Raw genomic sequence first — 18,809 nt, 5'->3', positions numbered from 1 at the left:
GTTTGCTATTCCTTCATTTTTCAATCAGAAGATTATTGACCAAAGTTCGCTTGCTCAAGACGTGCCAGCTCACCGTTACTACGGATTTCGCTGAGTGCTTTATTAAAGTCGTCTCTGAGTGCGTCACCTTTACGAACAGCAATGGCAATATTGTCGTCATTGTCAATTTCGTCACCAACGATACCAAAGCCTTCAGGGTTGTCTGCCAACCATGATTTGGCAGAGACTTTTTCCGCCAATACTGCATCGCTACGACCAGACTTTAGATCCAGATAAGCATTGTCATAATTGTCATACAACTGCACAGTATTGCCGTCTTTGCCTTCATAGTTATCTTGTAAATAAGCGCCAGGCGTGGTTGAACGTTGACCACCAAGTGTCAAGTTTTTGATCGCCATAGGATCAAAACTGCCTTTGGTATCGGTCAGCCAAACCATCGTATTAGCAAAGTAAGGCTCGGTAAAGTCGACTTTTTCTTGACGCTCAGGTGTAATAGACATACCTGCAATCACTGCATCATATTTTTGTGCTAAAAGACCTGGAATAATACCATCCCAATCTTGAGCGACGATTTCACATTTGGCTTGCATCTGTTTACATAAGGCATTGGCAACGTCAATATCGTAGCCTGCCAAGCTGCCATCAGCATTGGTGTAGTTAAAAGGAGGATAAGCACCTTCAGTCGCGATACGAATGGTCTTGCCAGCCGTTTCTGCTGCAGCGGCGTCAGTGTTGCTATCAGTAGTTTCATTAGCCGGTTGACTACAGGCGCTCAGCATCAATGCGGCGGTAACGGTCATCGATGACCACAATAGGCGAGAATTCGACATCATACATTCCTTAAATTCTGATGGGTTTTTAATGTAGGGTTCTGATATTTTGTTCTCTGACGTCCCTGCCAGACAAGCAATATAGATAGCAGAATACACAAGCAGCCGTCATTATCGACCACCTGTAAACCTTTTGATAATACCTGAGTAAAATATCAAAAACAAACGTTTTACATACCGACTGTTATTAACGAGTAATAAACGGTCAACGCTGCTTACTAAGCAGTAATTTTATGCTTAAAATAAAATGACGATAGGGTGGTAAGAATATTACCACCCCATTTTTGCATATAAAACGGATACTAAATACGAGGCTAGTTCTGACGATGCGATGCCATAAAGTCTTTGACACGCTCAGAGGTAGGATTATCAAAAACTTGCTCAGGCGTGCCAATCTCTTCAATCACGCCTTGATGCAAGAACACCACTTTGCTTGATACTTCTCTCGCAAAACGCATCTCATGGGTGACGATAAGCATAGTGCGCCCCTCTTCTGCCAACTCACGCATGACAGCGAGCACTTCATTGACCAGCTCAGGATCTAAGGCTGAGGTTGGCTCATCGAATAGCAGCACTTGTGGCTGCATGGCAAGCGCACGAGCAATAGCGACACGCTGACGCTGACCGCCAGATAAATTCGCTGGATAGGCGTCTTTTTTATCAAGCAAACCGACTTTATCAAGCAGCTTTTCAGCATCGCTAATGGCTTGATCTTTTTTAATCTTTAAAACTTGCGTTGGCCCTTCGATGATGTTTTGCAAAATCGTTTTGTGCGGCCACAAGTTAAAGTTTTGGAAGACAAAACCCACGCGCGCACGCAAGTTTTCCAATTGCTTGATATCGACTGCTTGCAGCTCACCTGACTTGGCAGGCTTGAGCATCAGCTCATCATTACCTATAATAATACGACCTTGATTGGGCTTTTCGAGCAAATTAATGCAGCGCAGCAAGGTAGATTTACCTGAGCCTGATGAGCCCAAAATAGAGATGACATCACCGTCATATGCGGTAAGGGACACCCCTTTTAGCACTGCCAATGAGCCATAGCTTTTATGGACGTCTTGTAAATCTAAGGCGATAGGCCGAGTCGGATCTTTTGCAATATCAAGCATGGTTCAGCAGACTTCCAATAAATATGAGTGAAAACACGAATAAAAACAAATAAAAAATAGCGGCATAGGCAGCATAAATAGTATCAGCATAAATCATAGCATTATTGTGATAAGGCAATGATTCGTGACACAAATAGAAAAAATGCCACATTGTCTCTTATTACACAGCAAAAAGGCAAATCCTGTATTGAACCAGATGCTCAATCAACGCTGAATCAATGCTCAATCAGTGGTAAATACATACTAATAAGACACTAAATAGCTAATATAAAAAAGCCCAGACTGTATTTACAGCGCTGAGCCTTATTTTATCACTTTCGTGTACTGGGCGTAGTTTTATCTGATTATCTAGTTTTATTCGCTTATATCATCAACTAATGATAACTAGTTAATCAAGATAGCGATTTAATACGTCGAGACATGTTCTTCGCTCTCAGTACCATCTAGCACTTCGGCGTCATCTGCTGTTGCCACCGCCACATCATCATTATTACCCACTACCATGCCATCATCGGCGCTAGCAACTGCAATATCATCGCCATCACCTGCTGTCGCAACACCAGTAGCTTCATCCTCTACCGCTGTTTGTGCATCAACGGCTGGAGCAGTTTCCATAGGCGCTTCTTCTTTCTTACCGCAAGCGCCCAATGTCAATGCCGCGGCAACCAAACCAACTGTCAGCAAGCTTTTACGCGTGGTGTTGTCGATAGTGTCATTTCTAATAGCCATTTTTATTCTCCATCATTATTTCATTTGTTAAGTTGTATTTGACGAGCAACCATTCGTACATGAATGTCTGCCCTTTAATTGCTTTATGATGCACCGTTAAGCTCTACTATACGTATGATTAATGCTAGCTACCTTAGTAGTTAAAACGCAGTTCTGTTAAAACCACGTAACCGAAAGTTTGCGTTTTTGCTTTCTCTAAAACGGTGCTTGTGTCATGAAATGGCAAGGACTCAGTAATAGTAAAGTCAGTAAAATGACGCGACGACCATGCTCATACACGCTATGTAAAGTAGGCACTGTTCACAAAATCATCTTTACTATCGCCTCAATCTCCTCTATGTTAAATAGCATAATACCTGACAGGTATCAAAATCATCTTTTTGCCACATTTTCGCCTTTTTGGGCGCTTTCATTTGCTTAAAACATTTATAACATAAGGAAAATAATTTATGAGTCAATCGAATACCACAGACGTTACTGCCTATATGCAAGCTGTCGGCAAGCAAGCACGAGCGGCTTCTCGTGTGCTGGCTGCGGCAAACACTGGTGACAAAAACTCAGCATTAATGGCGATTCATGATGTGTTAAAAGAGGCCAAATCAGATATTTTGGCCGCCAATAAAATCGATATGGATAATGGACAAAGCAACGATTTAGAGGCAGCTTTACTGGATCGCTTAGAACTAAATAATGCCCGCTTTGACGGCATGCTCCAAGGGTTAAAAGATGTCGCCTCATTACCAGACCCTATCGGCGAAGTCACTGACATGACCTATCAGCCATCAGGGATTCATTTAGGTAAAATGCGGGTGCCGCTCGGCGTGGTCGGTATGATCTATGAGTCGCGCCCTAATGTGACCTTAGAAGCGGCTTCATTAGCGTTAAAATCAGGCAACGCTATTATCTTGCGCGGCGGCTCTGAAGCGTTTGAATCCAACCAAGCGATTGCCAAGTGTATTTTGGAAGGACTACAAAAAGTCGGGCTGTCTGAGCACAGTGTGCAAGTATTACAAACGACGGATCGTGCTGCTGTCGGCGAGCTGATCACCATGACAGATTATGTCGATGTCATCGTCCCACGCGGTGGCAAAGGGTTGATTGAGCGTATCAGCCGCGATGCTCGCGTTCCTGTCATCAAGCATTTAGATGGCAACTGCCACACCTTTATCGATAGTGATGCGGATGCCGAAATCGCCATCAAGGTCAGCGTCAATGCAAAAACCCATCGCTACGGTACGTGTAATACTATGGAGACGCTATTGATCGACGAATCAGTTGCGGGTGAGCTATTGCCAAAGATTGCCGAAGCCATCATCGCCGCTGATGATGCGATGCAATTGCGCCTTGATGACAAGTCGCAAGCCATCTTAAATGACAATGCTAAGCTTGCTGGACATCTGTCTGCGGCCACTGCTGAGGATTGGGATACCGAATATTTAGCGCCTATCTTAGCGGTAAAAGTTTTGTCAGGTATTGACGAAGCCATTGAACATATTAACACTCATGGCAGCCATCATACCGACGTTATCATTACCGACAACTATACCAAGTCGCAACGCTTCATCCGTGAAGTCGACTCAGCGAGCGTCATGATTAACGCCTCTAGCCGTTTTGCCGATGGCTTTGAGTATGGATTGGGTGCTGAGATTGGCATTTCGACCGATAAAATCCACGCTCGTGGCCCAGTAGGACTTGAAGGTCTCACCTCACAGAAATGGATCGTTTATGGTCATGGTGAGACTCGCGCCTAACGTCTTATCGCTTAGCCTATCATCCACTCTCTCATTTAACGTATAATCCACAAAAAAACGCCAGCTCAGTTGCTGGCGTTTTTTAGTAGTGTCAAATATGTTATATATGCGGCATCAAAAACATGTGTATGGTAGAAGTCATGCGGCACGATAATAAAACAAGCGATAGGAAATTGGGCTTATGCAGAGTGGTAAAATCAAGCACTGGAATTCAGATAAAGGCTATGGCTTTATCGATGTAGACAATCAAAGTGAAGACGTGTTTTTTCATGTGAGTAAAGTGCGATTATCACAGCCAATAACCGTCGGTCAAAGCGTCTATTTTAATAGTGAGCGTAATGATAAAAACCAACTACGAGCCACTGAAGTCACTTCCAACGAATTGAGTATTTTAGCCACTCCAGACTCAAATATAGCCAATCACCATTCAAATACTAACAGCCGAAACAACTCTACTGATAATAACAAAAACTCGCGACACACTACCCGTGACAATCGCCATAGTCAGCGTGGCAACCAAAACAAGAGAAGCTTAGGCTCTACCCTATTTAGTTTGATTGCTCTTATTACCGTCGCTGTTTACTTTTTTGGTGATTTGTCGTCTGGGTTTTTGACCGATAGTATTGACCCAACGACGGTATCACAAACCTCATTAGAGGCACAGCCAGCAAAGATAAGCGGCGTCACGGGCGATGCTCAGATAGACAATACCATTGTCCTTATTCAACGAGGCGGGCCTTTTCCTTATCCTCATAAAGATGGCACGACATTTTATAATCGTGAGGGCAGATTGCCCACGCAGTCGCAAGGCTACTACCGCGAATATACCGTGCCGACCCCTGGCGTGTCACATCGCGCTGCACGGCGTATCGTCACAGGTGGTCATCCGCCGACCGTATATTACTTAACCGTTGATCACTATGATAGCTTTCGCAGACTGGACGTAAAATAATATGAGTAAAGCCATCCACTATATTAATCTGGGTTTTGACCAAGATATTAACCAAAAAACTACAGCACTAAATGCTAGCATGCCCGCTCAGACTGTTAACATACCGGTAGACGAGATACTTAATAAAACCACATTATTAACAAACTTAGCCAATGCCTGTGATTTTCCCAGCTATTTTTCACATAACTGGGATAGCGCATGGGACTGTTTAACGGACAGCGAAGTGACTCACCTGATGCTGGATCTAACAGCGGTGAAAAAAATAAACACCGAAGATTTTAATGTTTTCAAAAGCATCATTGAAGATGCCTACAGAGATTTTGGCAAGCCGCAATTATGGGTTATTATGCCGTCCGTGGATGATGCCTAGTCGCCAATCACCACACAAACCTGAATTCGAGATAAAACCATATTTATCCCGAATTCAGGTTAATTTATTTTTATAGAAAGGATTAATATATGGAAATTACCCTAAACGGCTATTACACGCTGATACTAGCCACTCTAGTGCTGCTGCTTGGGCGCTTTTTGGTCAAGAAAATTAAATTCTTAGAAGATTTTAACATTCCAGAGCCTGTTGCTGGTGGTTTGGTCGCGGCAATAGTGGTCTATATTCTAAATATCATTTGGGGATATAGTTTTAACTTTCATCAAGGATTACAGACGGCTACCATGCTGATGTTTTTTGCCTCTATTGGTTTGAGTGCTGATTTTAGTAGACTCAAAGCCGGTGGTACGCCATTGTTGATTTTTACCATCGTTGTGTCCGTTTTTATCGTCTTGCAAGATGTCGTTGGTGTGGCCATGGCAAGCGCGTTGGGACTTGATCCACTACTTGGATTAGTGACAGGTTCTATCGCCCTGACTGGTGGTCACGGTACGGCAGGCGCTTGGGGTATCACCTTGGAGCAAGATTATGGTGTGGTCGGTGCAACGACACTTGGTATCGCCGTTGCTACCTATGGCTTAGTCGCTGGTGGTATCATTGGTGGTCCTGTTGCCCGTCGCCTGATTCAAAAGCTGGGGTTAAAACCAACACCCGCCAATCCCAATCCTAGTGACATCGAAAAAGTCGCTGGCGCGCAGTCGCTTTATAGCACCAAACATGATGAAGATTCGGCGAGTAGCAATAAAGAAATTTTCGAAAGACCTGATAGCATGCGCTTTATCACCGCCTCATCTACTATCGAAACATTGGCATTGTTTGCCGCAGCGTTGGCTTTCGCCGATGTCATGACGCTTGTTGCGCAAGGCACGTGGTTTGAGCTACCTACCTTCGTTTGGGCGTTGGCAGGTGGTGTGATTATTCGTAATGTCTTAACCACTATCTTTAATTTTGATATGTTTGATCGCTCTATCGACGTATTTGGTAACGCTTCTTTGAGTCTGTTCTTAGCCATGGCGCTGCTGTCATTGAAGCTATGGCAGCTGACTGATTTGGCAGGCCCTGTGTTGATTATCTTACTGGTACAGACGGTCATTATGGTTGTTTATGTCTATTTCATAACCTTTAAGGTGATGGGTAAAGACTATGATGCAGCGGTCTTGTCAGCTGGACATTGTGGTTTCGGTATGGGTGCGACGCCAACGGCGATTGCCAATATGCAGGCGGTCACGGATCGCTATCTGCCTTCGCCTAAGGCGTTTTTGATTGTGCCAATGGTTGGTGCATTCTTTGTCGATATCGTCAACGCGACGATCTTGCAGATATTTACTAAACTGCCGTTTATGTAATTTTATAAGCAATAAAGTCGAATTAACCTGAATAAGGCTGGGCTACACTATCGTAACCCAGCCTTTTTTATTGGTTATTCAACCTTCCTATAAAGGTATGATTGAACTAAGCTAGATCATTACCTAGTATTGAGAGAATGATATGAGTAAAGACAAACTTATCAAGTTATCGAAAGAAGAGGAAGAAGCGCTGTTAGATAATTTGAGAGATTATATGAGCGAAGAGTTTGATTTGGATATCGGTAATTTGCCTGCCAAGTTCTTATTCGATTTTATAGTGGACTTGATTGGCTCTAAAATATATAACCAAGCCATCGATGATGCTGAGCCTTGGTTATATGAGAGGTTTATGGGCATATTAGAAGACAGTCATGCGCTGAAGAAGGATTAGCTACTATTTTCTACGACACAAAAAAACCGCCTAGCAAATGCTAAGCGGTTTTTTTAATAGCATTTAAAATTTAGTTACAGCTTACTCTTTATAGCAGTAGCAGCTAGATCGTAACTATTAGATGTTTTACCTATACGCTGAGGATTATAATCAGACATTTTGATAACTAAGCCATAAATCTTAGTAATATCACCTAAATTATTTTTAATAAATTGAATAGGATTTTTTACTCGCCATTTTAAAGTTTCATTATGCTCATCAAATTCAATTAATTCTCTTAATGCTACTACAAGCGGAATTATTAAACCATCAGCATAATTATAGTCACAATCACGACCAAAATACTTAGTTTTAGGTTGTTTATTTAAATACTTAGCATTCCCATTTTCAGCTTTTTTCGGATCATATTTTTTTACCACTTCCATACGACCAAAACTACCTTCATTAGTGTTATATGCTGTTGGGAACTCTGAATAAATTAAATCATAAAGCTCTAAAATTTCTGGCATTAAATTTAAGGCGCTTTCAATAGAAGCATTTTTCAGTTCAAACTTATTACTTCCGATTCTTTCACCATGCTGATCTAAAATATCTTTAAAAGTATCTACACAATAAGATTTACTGTTATAAATTTTAGAAAGATTACTTTCTAAATTAGTTCCAACAATGCTAGATGGCAAAACACTCAAAGGTATTAATGTCAATGCTAAAACATCTGCTACCCGAATATTACCTTCATCATTAGTTTTCCACTGTATTGCCTTTGAAACACTTTGCGGTAATACAGCCTTTAGGTAGTCATAATATCCTTGATGATTATCTTTTGCAGCCTGTACTAACTCAACATTGTTGTTACGAGCATGAGTAATATTGCTGTGCGTTATACCCCATCCATTTAAAGAATCTTTATCATCGCCTTTCTTCGGATATATGAACTCGATAGGTATTAAAAAGTCTAATGCTTTTACAATTAATTCATCACTTGTATCGCCAGTCATTGAGACTATTTGATCAAGATTATCTCTCCATATTTTAATAACATCATCCCACTCTCTCAATTTCTGAACATCAAAATTTAGTGTTTGCAGAATAAATTTGAGAATCGCAAATGTGTTATGGCCACCATCTAATATTCCAGATTGTGCATACTGATTGTCATAGGACTCTATCCGTATACGACCACGATCTAGAACTTCACATTTAGAACATGAAATTAATAAACCTTTTGTCATTAAGTGGAATATTTGCGGGCTTTCTTCTAAAGAAGCAATGATGTCTTTAGTTACTTTACTTTCTCTTGGTTTTCTAGGGTTAGAATCAATTTTAAGAACATTTGATATTCTTGGAAGATCACTAGCTTTAATGAATCCTCTAACTGAATCTACATATTCAGACTTCGAGGTATCAGTATGACTAAAACTAGAAAGTTTGATGATAGGGTTTGAGTTTTTTAACAATTTATATCTCCTAAATAGAATTAGGAGAGGATTGGGTAATAATATTAACTTCTTTGGCCAATCCTCATCCGAGAATTTAAAATACTACTATCCAGTAGTGAACCTTTCATCCAAAAGGTAATTCATTAAATACTATTAAAATAAAAAAGTCAAAATATTTTTTGAATAAAAAACCGCCTAGCAAAAGCTAAGCGGTTTTTGTTATACAGCTCTCAAAAAGAGTCAGTTAAGACTTACTGATTTTTTTCGTAAACTGGTAGCTCTTTGCAGATCGCTTCTACTTTACCGCGTACTTCAGTAGCGACGGCTTCATCACCGCGACTATCTAGTACATCACAAATCCAACCTGCCAAATCACCCGCTTGCGCTTCGTTGAAGCCGCGAGTAGTGATTGCTGGTGTACCGATACGAATACCAGAAGTCACGAACGGAGATTTTGGATCATTTGGTACAGCGTTTTTATTCACAGTAATATGCGCATCGCCAAGCCATTTGTCTGCTTCTTTACCTGTCATTTCTTGCTTAACGAGGCTGATCAGCATGAGATGATTTTCAGTACCACCAGAGATAATTTCATAGCCACGGTCTTGAACCACTTTTGCCATCGCTTTAGCGTTTTTGACCACTTGCTGCTGATAAGTAGAAAAGTTAGCTTCTAACGCTTCTTTAAAGCAAACCGCTTTTGCCGCGATGACATGCATCAACGGGCCACCTTGGTTACCTGGGAATACGGCAGAATTGAGCTTTTTAGCAAGTACTTCATCACGCGCCAAAATCATGCCTGAACGTGGGCCACGTAGGGTTTTGTGCGTAGTCGTTGTTACCACATCAGCGAACGGTACTGGGTTTGGATAAACACCACCAGCAACTAGACCAGCAACGTGCGCCATATCTACTAGCAAATAAGCACCAACTTCATCAGCGATTTCACGGAAACGTGCCCAATCGACTACCTGTGAATACGCTGAAAAACCAGCAATAATCATTTTAGGCTTATGCTCTTTTGCCAAACTTTCAACTTGGTCATAATCGATAAGACCAGTGCCTTCGACCAAGCCGTACTGTACGGCATTGTAGTTCAGACCTGAAAAGTTAATGTGTGCGCCGTGAGTCAAGTGACCACCTGCGTCTAAGCTCATGCCTAGTACGGTGTCATTTGCTTCAAGTAACGCTAAAAATACGGCAGAGTTTGCTTGGCTACCAGAATGTGGCTGGACGTTGACGTACTCAGCACCGAACAACTCTTTTGCACGATCAATCGCCAATTGCTCTACAACGTCTACATGCTCACAACCACCATAGTAACGCTTGCCAGGATAGCCTTCAGCGTATTTGTTGGTTAGATCTGTGCCTTGCGCTTCCATCACTGCTTGCGAGCAGTAGTTTTCAGACGCAATCAATTCGATATGGTTTTCTTGACGAACGCTTTCTGCAGCCATCGCTTCAGCAAGTACTGGATCAAAATCTTTGATAGAAATATCTTTAAACATAGTGATGTCCTAGGTAGTGACTGTCATTGAAAAATGTCGTTGAAAAGAAGCTTATAGGCTGCCCACAATAAAACGATTACTGTGTCAACGTCGCTCAAAGTACCAGCGGTACTTTTACGCTCAGTTTTATGGTACGACCATTATTGTGAATTGAGTCTATTAGCAAAGATAAGTAGGAGTAAGCAGAGGCAATAGGCCTGTCATTAACTTGTCCAATTCGGCAATAAACTCGATACGCGCTGGCATCAAAATCATCGCTAAACATTAAGTGTAACATGAAAATTTGTGCGGTGAGCGCAAAAAAACCTCACTGTAAGCTGAGTGAATTAAATGGTGATATAACGCAGATAAATAGCCAATAAAATAAATGGTTTACCGCTATCATACTGCTCCTAGCCTGTCGTTAGTCAGCAGATTAGTAGCGACATTTATCTATTGACTGGCTACTTAACGGATATTTAACTGTCAGTAGCGACAAATGCTGGCAAGAAAGTTTCGCTGATCAGCAGCTGGCGACCATACCAATCATAACGTGTTTGCCGTTGCCAACCCTCACTTGTCTGCTGGATAAAACGCTGATTGGGCAAAGTTCGACTGCGTTTAAATAACACATAACCGATGGGTGTGCCTTTGAGTTGCTGTAGACGACGGGCGTGACCTTTGAGACTGGGTAACGGAAAGATACTTTGCGCGGCCACCCACGGGCGTGCGTCATTGCCATATAGTTGCGCTTCACGCACCCATGCTAGCATGGGACGATTCAGCATGGCACCTGTGACATTCAATTGTTTTTTTTGTGCCAATGACAGCAATCGGTAGCCCTCAAAGCTACGCTCCACGCGCAAGGGCTGCCCTGCTTTCACTTCCAACACCGCCGTGAGAGAGCCTGCGACATTGAGCCACGAGAGTAGCTCACTAGGAGGAGAAAAATGGGTAAGACAAATAAAAGGAGTACTGGACATAATTAACGACTAATAGTGACATAATAATAAAAAAGAAAGCGAGCGTCAGGCGTATTAAGCAAAGCCTATTGATTGTTATCAAAGGCTGGCATATTATCCGCATTAAAGGGCAATGCCTCAAATGCCTGCTGACGATACTGCGCAATGTGCTCACGGTCTTGGGCGCAAAAATTGGCGATAGCTGGCACAAAACGTGGGTCATAAATACGGTGGATGGAGTGTGTCGTCGTTGGAATAAAACCACGAACCAGCTTATGCTCGCCTTGCGTACCCGGATCAAAATACTTAAGCCCTTGCTCGACGGCAAACTCAATACCTTGATAATAACACAGCTCAAAGTGTAAGCTGTCGTACTCACCCAGTGCCCCCCAATAGCGACCATAAAGAGTGGCATTTTCGCTATGGCGATCATCGTATAAAAACAAGCTACTGGCTATAATTTCACCAGAACTGTCTAACGCTTGTGCGAGCATTAAGTGCTCAGACATAGTCGCTGCCAGTGCCATAAAAAAATCTATTGTCAAATAAGGCTGTTGTCCACGTATCGCATAAGTCATCACATAACAATGATAAAAGGCTTTCCAGTCCTCATCGGTAATAGCATCACCGCATTTACGTTGGCAGCTGATGCCTTGCTCGGCGACCTTACGACGCTCAGCACGGATGGTTTTGCGTTTTTTGGCTTTTAGCGTCGCTAAGAATGCTTCAAAATCAGTAAACGGTTGAAAGTCTTGTAGCAAGTCTTTATTTTGCCATAAGAACTGACATCCTTGTCGCTCTAGTATAGGTATATCAATTTCGGATGATTCTACACCATTATCCTGAGCTGCTAGCAAATGCGCTATCTCAATATCCGTTGGCATAGATGCCGTCGCAATCTTAGCCAGCTCAGGCGTGACGAATAACCCATGCCAGCTTGAGGCAACCACTTGCTGAGCAATATCGTCGACGCCCGCGATAGCTGTCTTTATAATGTCACTGGTCAACGTTTCACCTTTTGCTAACCATAGCCGCTGACCCGTAATCGGTGTATAGGGCACGCTGGTGACCAGCCTTGGATAATAATCCATACCATAACGCGCGTAGGCTTCTGCCCATGAATGATCGAAAACAAACTCGCCGCGATGATGACCTTTTATAAATACGGGCAATACCGCAATAGGATGCGTGACTGTTTGCGCGGCTTGCTTAATCGAGGTGTGGTTTTCGCTATCGGCAACACGATGAACCAAAACAAATAGCGGCAACCATCCTGCCTGCTCGCCAATCGCGCCAGTATCGGCTAACGCCTGCCAAAAAGCAAACGACATAAAAGGAGTATCAGGCGTTTGCCAGTCTGTTTGATTCTGCCAGCTGGTATCATTGAGTAATGCATATTGTAAACTCATAGTGCTCACTATTTATTTTTCGATGTGCCTAGAGCGTGCCCTTAATACAATCTAATACCCTCTAAATGGTTTAAAAACGACTGAATTTTGCCAAACATCTTCAAATAGCCTATCAATATCTCGATATGATTTGCGCGACTTTCCTCGTTTGACAGCAATTTATCTCATTTTTATCACTATTTTTAAGATGAGGACACACCCTAGTTTTTTATATATTTTATTTTTGATACGACTAGCTTAGCAAAATTTTACTTATCCTCTGTCACAATTATGCTCTCATAGCTTTCAGATAAGAAGAATAAAATAGGTAACAATGCGCTCTCGATAATAAAAGCTACCCCAGTAAAATCATCTCTAAAAACATAGATAATTTGGTTTGTCAGCTCATTTCTGACAGAAGAGTAAGAATCACTTAGTCACGACTCATATCTATGATATGACTGGCAGTTTTTTGAATAATGATTGTATTATTCATCGTTTTATGACGAATATTAGCAGGCAGTGTTTGTATAGAAAGGATGAAATTTTTATCGATGACTGGTAGAATAAGGCTCTTAACAGCTTAATGTAATTAAGACATATTAGAAACAACCGAAAACACTACACTTAGTTCATTATGCGATATTGACATCGTATCAGATTTATAATCAGTTAACTATGATGTAGCGTCCGCACTCTATTTTTAAGTCATTCATATGAGCAGGTCGTTCAGACAAGACAGTCAAACTGCCGCTTAACGAAGAGAAATTCTAAGCAGGCTCGATGGTCTCCAAGAAACTGTGTACAAAAAGCTCGCGACATATTATTTAGTATCGTTGCATGATCCATTATTACATCAGAGCTGCATGGAATTATTAACTTATATTTAAGCCTTATTATTAATTACAACTAAAAGGAATGCCCAACTAATGTCTAAAATTATTTATACAAAAACTGACGAAGCACCAGCGCTAGCAACCTTATCATTTTTGCCAATTGTAAAAGCTTTTACTCAAACAGCAGGCATCGAAGTTGAAACCAGTGATATCTCTGTTGCTGCCCGTGTGTTGGCTGAGTTCCCAGAGTACTTAACGGAAGAGCAGCGCGTTCCTGATAATCTGGCTGAGCTGGGTCGTCTGACTCAAGATCCAGACACCAATATCATTAAACTGCCTAATATCAGTGCTTCTGTTCAGCAGCTAAAAGCTTGTATCAAAGAATTGCAAAGCAAAGGCTACGCTATTCCTGACTTTCCAGATGATCCTAAGACAGAAGAAGAAGAAGAGATCCGTAAGCGTTATGGCAAAAGCTTGGGCAGTTCTGTCAACCCAGTATTACGTGAAGGCAACTCAGATCGCCGTGCACCAAAAGCGGTTAAAAACTATGCACGCAAGCATCCACACTCTATGGGTGAATGGAAGCAATGGTCACAGACCCACGTATCGCACATGCACAGTGGCGATTTTTATGCTGGTGAGCAATCTATCACTTTGGATAAAGCACGTACTGTACGTATGGAGCGTGTCGCTGAAGATGGCACTATTCATGTCTTCAAAACAGGCATTGCCTTGCTGGATAAAGAAGTCATCGACTTAATGTTTATGAGCAAAAAATCATTACTTGAGTTTTATGAGCGTGAAATGGAAGATTGCCGCGAAGCTGGTATCTTGTTTTCACTGCACGTAAAAGCCACGATGATGAAAGTATCGCATCCTATCGTGTTTGGTCATGCGGTCAAAACTTACTATAAAGATGCCTTTAATAAGCATGGCGCTTTCTTTGACGAGTTAGGTATCAACGTCAATAACGGCATGGCAAGTTTGTACGAAAAAATCGCTGAGCTACCTGCCAGTAAGCGTGAAGAAATCGAACGCGACTTACATGCTTGCCAAGTGCATCGTCCACGCCTAGCGATGGTTGATTCATCAAAAGGTATCACCAACTTCCATTCACCAAGTGATGTAATTGTTGATGCGTCTATGCCAGCGATGATTCGTTCAGGCGGTAAAATGTGGGGCGCTGATGGCAAAATGTATGACTGTAAAGCAGTCATGCCTGAATCTACCTTTGCTCGCATCTATCAAGAAATGATTAACTTCTGTAAATGGCATGGCAATTTTGATCCAACAACGATGGGTACGGTTCCTAACGTTGGTTTGATGGCGCAAAAAGCCGAAGAGTATGGCTCGCATGACAAGACTTTTGAGGCGAGTGGTTCAGGGTTGGCTCGTATTGTTGATGAAGATACTGATGAGGTATTGCTTGAGCAGCAGGTTGAAAACGGCGATATTTGGCGCATGTGTCAGGTTAAAGATGAGCCTATCCAAGATTGGGTAAAACTTGCCGTACGCCGTGCCCGTGAATCAGATACGCCTGTTATCTTTTGGCTAGACCCTTACCGCCCACATGAGAACGAGCTGATCAAAAAAGTTCAAACTTACTTAAAAGATCATGATACTACAGGCCTGCATATTGAAATCATGTCACAGGTTCGTGCGATGCGTTATACGCTAGAGCGCGTTGCCCGTGGTCTGGATACCATCTCTGCAACTGGTAATATTTTACGTGATTACTTGACTGACTTGTTCCCAATCCTAGAGCTTGGCACAAGTGCAAAAATGCTGTCAGTCGTACCATTAATGAAAGGCGGCGGTTTGTTTGAAACGGGCGCTGGTGGTTCTGCACCTAAGCACGTTCAACAGTTGTTAGAGGAAAACCATTTACGTTGGGATTCATTGGGTGAATTTTTAGCCTTGACCGTCTCTCTGGAGCATTTGGCCAGTCACGATAACAATGCTAAAGCGCAAATCTTGGCGGATACGCTAGATACGGCGACAGAGAAACTGTTGTTAAACAACAAAGGTCCTTCACGTAAAACAGGTGAAATCGATAACCGTGGTAGTCATTTCTATCTGGCGATGTACTGGGCACAAGAGCTTGCGGCACAAGATAAAGATGCTGATCTAAAAGCAAAATTTGCATCGCTGGCAGAAAAGCTTGAGAGCAACGAAGCTGCTATCGTCAAAGAGCTAAATGAAGCTCAAGGCAAGCCTGTCGACTTGAAAGGTTACTACTTGGCAGACGAAGCATTGGCTGAACAAGCGATGCGTCCAAGCACGCTATTCAATGCAGCAATCGCCTCATTGTAATTGAGTTGTGTGCTAATACAGCAGACAGTTGGGCTTAATTTTCTTTACTTATAAAGACTTTTGAACCCAGTTAGGCAAAATAAAAACACCGCTTAGGTCTCAGACTTAAGCGGTGTTTTTTATGCTTGAACATAAGACAGTACGTTTAAAACGTTACTTTTAAAATATCACTTATAAACAGCAAAAAACTGCCAATAAAAAAGCCACCTACATAACTTTAGGTGGCTTTTTGACATTGCTATGTTCAGCGATACTTTTGTGAATATTGATACTTTTATCAATACTATAAAATTCTAATAACTGCTGACTCAGCTCTATATAATTTTTAAACATCCATATGCTTGATAACCGCTTTACCAAACTCAGAAGTACTGAGCAAGATAGCATCTGGCATGAGCCGCTCAAAGTCATAAGTGACCGTTTTATTAGCGATAGCACCTTGGATACCACTGATAATGAGATCAGCGGCTTCTGTCCAGCCCATGTCTCGTAACATCATCTCAGCGGATAAAATCAATGAGCCAGGATTTACTTTATTCTGACCCGCATATTTAGGTGCTGTGCCATGAGTTGCCTCATAAACCGCAATTGCACCGCCTTTGTTGGCGCCCGGTGCGATACCAATACCGCCCACCTCGGCTGCTAGGGCATCTGAGATATAATCACCGTTTAAGTTTAGCGTCGCAACGACTGAATAATCCGCAGGACGCATCAAGATTTGCTGTAAAAAGGCATCAGCAATAACATCCTTGATAATAATATCATTGCCTGTTTTGGGATTTTTCATTGTCATCCAAGGACCACCATCTAACAACTCTGCATCGAAGCGTTCTGCGGCCAGCTCATAGCCCCATTCCTTAAATGCGCCTTCGGTATACTTCATAATATTGCCTTTGTGCACTAAAGTCACACTGGGCAAATCATTATCGATAGCATGTTGAATGGCTTTACGCACCAGACGCTGCGAACCTTCTTTGGATACTGGCTTGATGCCGATACCGCAATCATCATCGAAGCGGATCTTCGTAACGCCCATCTCTTCTTTTAAGAATTTGATGATTTTCTTAGCATCCTCACTGCCCGCTTTCCATTCGATACCCGCATAGATATCTTCTGAATTTTCACGGAAAATGACCATATCTGTCAGCTCAGGATGCTGCACAGGACTTGGTACACCTTCAAACCAACGAACTGGGCGCTGACACACATAGAGGTCAAGCTCTTGACGTACCGCCACATTCAATGAGCGAAAGCCACCGCCAACTGGCGTGGTCAATGGACCTTTGATACTGATAACATAGTCTTTTAAAATCTCTAGCGTCTCGCTTGGCAGATAGTCACCATCGTATATTTTAGCGGCCTTTTCGCCAAGATAAGCCTCCATCCAAATGATGGACTGTTTGCCATGATAAGCTTTCTCCACGGCCGCATTGACCACTTTTATCATGACAGGCGTGATATCAATCCCGATGCCATCGCCTTCAACGAACGGGATGATAGGATGATTGGGTACATTTAGCGACAGATCAGCATTTACGGTAATTTTTTCGCCGTCTCTTGGGACGATAACCTTCTCATAAGACATGGATAAAACTCCTTGGTTGTATGTTAGATATCGCAAGCATCCTTAGCACTCTGTTATGCTAGCCACTCTATTATGATTATTTATGCCGCTTTAAACGCGGGTTAGCCAAACTAAAAACTTTGAGCAATAGGTCTGAGTAATAAGTAAGTTACGATATGCTGATAAATGATTTAAAAGATGAATAAGTAACATAGCGATGCACTGAATAATCATTTATTGACTTAACGATACTGTAAAAATCCCTTTAGTAAAATAGCATCCACACAGACTGTTATAATAACGCGCAAAATAACAAAGATACTTTATATAAAATCAACAAATTTGCAGCTTATAGCGTTGATTTAAAAAAATAACGTTTTATTAGGGCATGTCCTCGTTTTAAAAATGGTGAATTGAGGACACGCCCTAGCCTCAAAATACGCACAAAATAATGATTCAAATTTAGGAAATCCCAAACCATGTCAACCTCTAGTCTGATTTTATTCAACAAACCTTATGGGGTGCAAAGTCAGTTTCGTGATGACAGCAACAATGATCACACCACCCTATCACAGTATTTTACCGATAAGTCTTTACGGATTGCTGGTAGGCTTGATGCCACCTCAGAGGGCTTGCTGATTTTAACGAGTGATGGTCGAGTCAATAAAGCCATTACCCAGCCACCTTCTGCTGCTAATTTTGCAAAAAACCGTCATAAGCAGGGCAAGACTTACTTGGTGCAAGTTGAAGGCACAGCAACGCCAGCGCAGTTGAATGAGCTTGCCTCTGGCGTACATTTAAAAGATGGCAAGACACTACCGGCAACGGCTCTCATGGTAGAAGAGACAAACTTACCCATTGATTTATGGCAACGTGAGCCGCCTATTCGTGAGCGTAAGAATGTACCGACTTCATGGCTCATGCTGACGATTTATGAAGGTAAGAATCGCCAAGTCAGACGTATGACAGCGCAGGTTGGACTGCCTTGTCTGCGTTTGATACGCTGGTCAGTAGCAGGGTTCGAATTGGGTGATTTAGCAGTTGGTGAGTTTGTGCGCATTCATCTCACTAGCGAACGCTGTCAGCAATTAGGCATTCTTAATTAATTGTTACTATCAATCTACTGGTATCTGATTGCTCGTGACTGGTATCTGCTTATTAGGGCATATCCTTATTTCTGTCAGCTTTTTTAAATAAGAATACGTCTTAGTCATTGGCTTTGGTAGCAATTAAAACCAATTACGACTTGCTAAACATCGCGTCTCGAACGAGCAAGGTTTATCTGCTAAGCTTCAGAACACCATTATTTAGGTATCATAAG

Annotated in this window: 15 protein-coding genes; 7 read left to right on the top strand and 8 right to left on the bottom strand. The window is 42.1% G+C overall.

Features of this window, described 5'->3' with window-relative positions:
* Positions 1–32: 32 nt before the first annotated feature.
* The 3 genes from ACP69U_RS02820 to ACP69U_RS02810 form a co-directional block, all read right to left on the bottom strand.
* Positions 33–833, bottom strand: a complete 801-nt coding sequence (locus tag ACP69U_RS02820; protein WP_198329618.1) for a transporter substrate-binding domain-containing protein — start codon at positions 831–833, stop codon at positions 33–35.
* Positions 834–1,144: 311 nt separating this feature from the next.
* Complete coding sequence (locus ACP69U_RS02815; protein ID WP_045443533.1) at positions 1,145–1,942, bottom strand: ABC transporter ATP-binding protein; 798 nt, start codon at positions 1,940–1,942, stop codon at positions 1,145–1,147.
* Between the two features lie 405 nt (positions 1,943–2,347).
* Positions 2,348–2,671 (bottom strand): hypothetical protein, encoded by a 324-nt coding sequence (locus tag ACP69U_RS02810; protein ID WP_426137764.1) that lies wholly within the window; start codon positions 2,669–2,671, stop codon positions 2,348–2,350.
* A 449-nt stretch (positions 2,672–3,120) separates the two neighbouring features.
* On the opposite strand from ACP69U_RS02810, the gene ACP69U_RS02805 reads away from it, so the two are divergent.
* From ACP69U_RS02805 to ACP69U_RS02785, 5 genes are all read left to right on the top strand, one after another.
* The gene (locus ACP69U_RS02805) at positions 3,121–4,422 is read left to right on the top strand and encodes a glutamate-5-semialdehyde dehydrogenase (protein ID WP_426137763.1); all 1,302 of its coding nucleotides are present in this window, start codon (positions 3,121–3,123) and stop codon (positions 4,420–4,422) included.
* A gap of 181 nt (positions 4,423–4,603) precedes the next feature.
* On the top strand, positions 4,604–5,374 hold the full coding sequence (locus ACP69U_RS02800; protein ID WP_426137762.1) for a ribonuclease domain-containing protein: 771 nt from the start codon (positions 4,604–4,606) through the stop codon (positions 5,372–5,374).
* Between the two features lies 1 nt (position 5,375).
* Positions 5,376–5,744, top strand: coding sequence for a barstar family protein (locus ACP69U_RS02795; RefSeq protein WP_045453580.1), 369 nt, complete (start codon positions 5,376–5,378; stop codon positions 5,742–5,744).
* A gap of 89 nt (positions 5,745–5,833) precedes the next feature.
* A complete protein-coding gene (gltS, locus tag ACP69U_RS02790; protein WP_045453577.1) occupies positions 5,834–7,108 on the top strand; it encodes a sodium/glutamate symporter in 1,275 nt (424 codons plus the stop codon).
* A 142-nt stretch (positions 7,109–7,250) separates the two neighbouring features.
* On the top strand, positions 7,251–7,499 hold the full coding sequence (locus ACP69U_RS02785; RefSeq protein ID WP_045443523.1) for a DUF2164 domain-containing protein: 249 nt from the start codon (positions 7,251–7,253) through the stop codon (positions 7,497–7,499).
* Positions 7,500–7,573: 74 nt separating this feature from the next.
* Here ACP69U_RS02785 and ACP69U_RS02780 read toward each other — a convergent pair whose 3' ends face one another.
* From ACP69U_RS02780 to ACP69U_RS02765, 4 genes are all read right to left on the bottom strand, one after another.
* Positions 7,574–8,956: a hypothetical protein gene (locus ACP69U_RS02780; RefSeq protein WP_426137761.1), complete on the bottom strand. Its 1,383-nt coding sequence runs from the start codon at positions 8,954–8,956 to the stop codon at positions 7,574–7,576.
* A 233-nt stretch (positions 8,957–9,189) separates the two neighbouring features.
* On the bottom strand, positions 9,190–10,446 hold the full coding sequence (glyA, locus tag ACP69U_RS02775; protein ID WP_109592392.1) for a serine hydroxymethyltransferase: 1,257 nt from the start codon (positions 10,444–10,446) through the stop codon (positions 9,190–9,192).
* A gap of 458 nt (positions 10,447–10,904) precedes the next feature.
* The gene (locus ACP69U_RS02770; RefSeq protein ID WP_426137760.1) at positions 10,905–11,408 is read right to left on the bottom strand and encodes a chorismate--pyruvate lyase family protein; all 504 of its coding nucleotides are present in this window, start codon (positions 11,406–11,408) and stop codon (positions 10,905–10,907) included.
* A 65-nt stretch (positions 11,409–11,473) separates the two neighbouring features.
* Positions 11,474–12,796, bottom strand: coding sequence for a GNAT family N-acetyltransferase (locus ACP69U_RS02765; RefSeq protein WP_426137759.1), 1,323 nt, complete (start codon positions 12,794–12,796; stop codon positions 11,474–11,476).
* 908 nt (positions 12,797–13,704) lie between these two features.
* Here ACP69U_RS02765 and ACP69U_RS02760 point away from each other — a divergent pair.
* Positions 13,705–15,924: an NADP-dependent isocitrate dehydrogenase gene (locus ACP69U_RS02760; RefSeq protein WP_426137758.1), complete on the top strand. Its 2,220-nt coding sequence runs from the start codon at positions 13,705–13,707 to the stop codon at positions 15,922–15,924.
* 325 nt (positions 15,925–16,249) lie between these two features.
* Here ACP69U_RS02760 and icd read toward each other — a convergent pair whose 3' ends face one another.
* Positions 16,250–17,509, bottom strand: a complete 1,260-nt coding sequence (icd, locus tag ACP69U_RS02755; RefSeq protein ID WP_055123470.1) for an NADP-dependent isocitrate dehydrogenase — start codon at positions 17,507–17,509, stop codon at positions 16,250–16,252.
* 458 nt (positions 17,510–17,967) lie between these two features.
* On the opposite strand from icd, the gene ACP69U_RS02750 reads away from it, so the two are divergent.
* A complete protein-coding gene (locus ACP69U_RS02750) occupies positions 17,968–18,594 on the top strand; it encodes a pseudouridine synthase (RefSeq protein WP_238034564.1) in 627 nt (208 codons plus the stop codon).
* The last annotated feature ends 215 nt before the right edge of the window (positions 18,595–18,809 follow it).

The organism is Psychrobacter sp. TWR1-1-1, from assembly GCF_049895865.1.
Classification (GTDB): domain Bacteria; phylum Pseudomonadota; class Gammaproteobacteria; order Pseudomonadales; family Moraxellaceae; genus Psychrobacter; species Psychrobacter immobilis_A.
This window is presented reverse-complemented; position numbering and strand designations above follow the sequence as displayed.

Bases quoted from the DNA above. Each gene is read 5' to 3' on its own strand.
- ACP69U_RS02820 (WP_198329618.1), bottom strand. From the start codon at position 833: ATGATGTCGAATTCTCGCCTATTGTGGTCATCGATGACCGTTACCGCC.
- ACP69U_RS02770 (WP_426137760.1), bottom strand. From the start codon at position 11,408: ATGTCCAGTACTCCTTTTATTTGTCTTACCCATTTTTCTCCTCCTAGT.
- ACP69U_RS02750 (WP_238034564.1), top strand. From the start codon at position 17,968: ATGTCAACCTCTAGTCTGATTTTATTCAACAAACCTTATGGGGTGCAA.
- ACP69U_RS02795 (WP_045453580.1), top strand. From the start codon at position 5,376: ATGAGTAAAGCCATCCACTATATTAATCTGGGTTTTGACCAAGATATT.
- ACP69U_RS02800 (WP_426137762.1), top strand. From the start codon at position 4,604: ATGCAGAGTGGTAAAATCAAGCACTGGAATTCAGATAAAGGCTATGGC.
- ACP69U_RS02785 (WP_045443523.1), top strand. From the start codon at position 7,251: ATGAGTAAAGACAAACTTATCAAGTTATCGAAAGAAGAGGAAGAAGCG.
- ACP69U_RS02810 (WP_426137764.1), bottom strand. From the start codon at position 2,671: ATGGCTATTAGAAATGACACTATCGACAACACCACGCGTAAAAGCTTG.
- ACP69U_RS02760 (WP_426137758.1), top strand. From the start codon at position 13,705: ATGTCTAAAATTATTTATACAAAAACTGACGAAGCACCAGCGCTAGCA.
- ACP69U_RS02805 (WP_426137763.1), top strand. From the start codon at position 3,121: ATGAGTCAATCGAATACCACAGACGTTACTGCCTATATGCAAGCTGTC.
- glyA (WP_109592392.1), bottom strand. From the start codon at position 10,446: ATGTTTAAAGATATTTCTATCAAAGATTTTGATCCAGTACTTGCTGAA.
- icd (WP_055123470.1), bottom strand. From the start codon at position 17,509: ATGTCTTATGAGAAGGTTATCGTCCCAAGAGACGGCGAAAAAATTACC.
- gltS (WP_045453577.1), top strand. From the start codon at position 5,834: ATGGAAATTACCCTAAACGGCTATTACACGCTGATACTAGCCACTCTA.
- ACP69U_RS02815 (WP_045443533.1), bottom strand. From the start codon at position 1,942: ATGCTTGATATTGCAAAAGATCCGACTCGGCCTATCGCCTTAGATTTA.
- ACP69U_RS02765 (WP_426137759.1), bottom strand. From the start codon at position 12,796: ATGAGTTTACAATATGCATTACTCAATGATACCAGCTGGCAGAATCAA.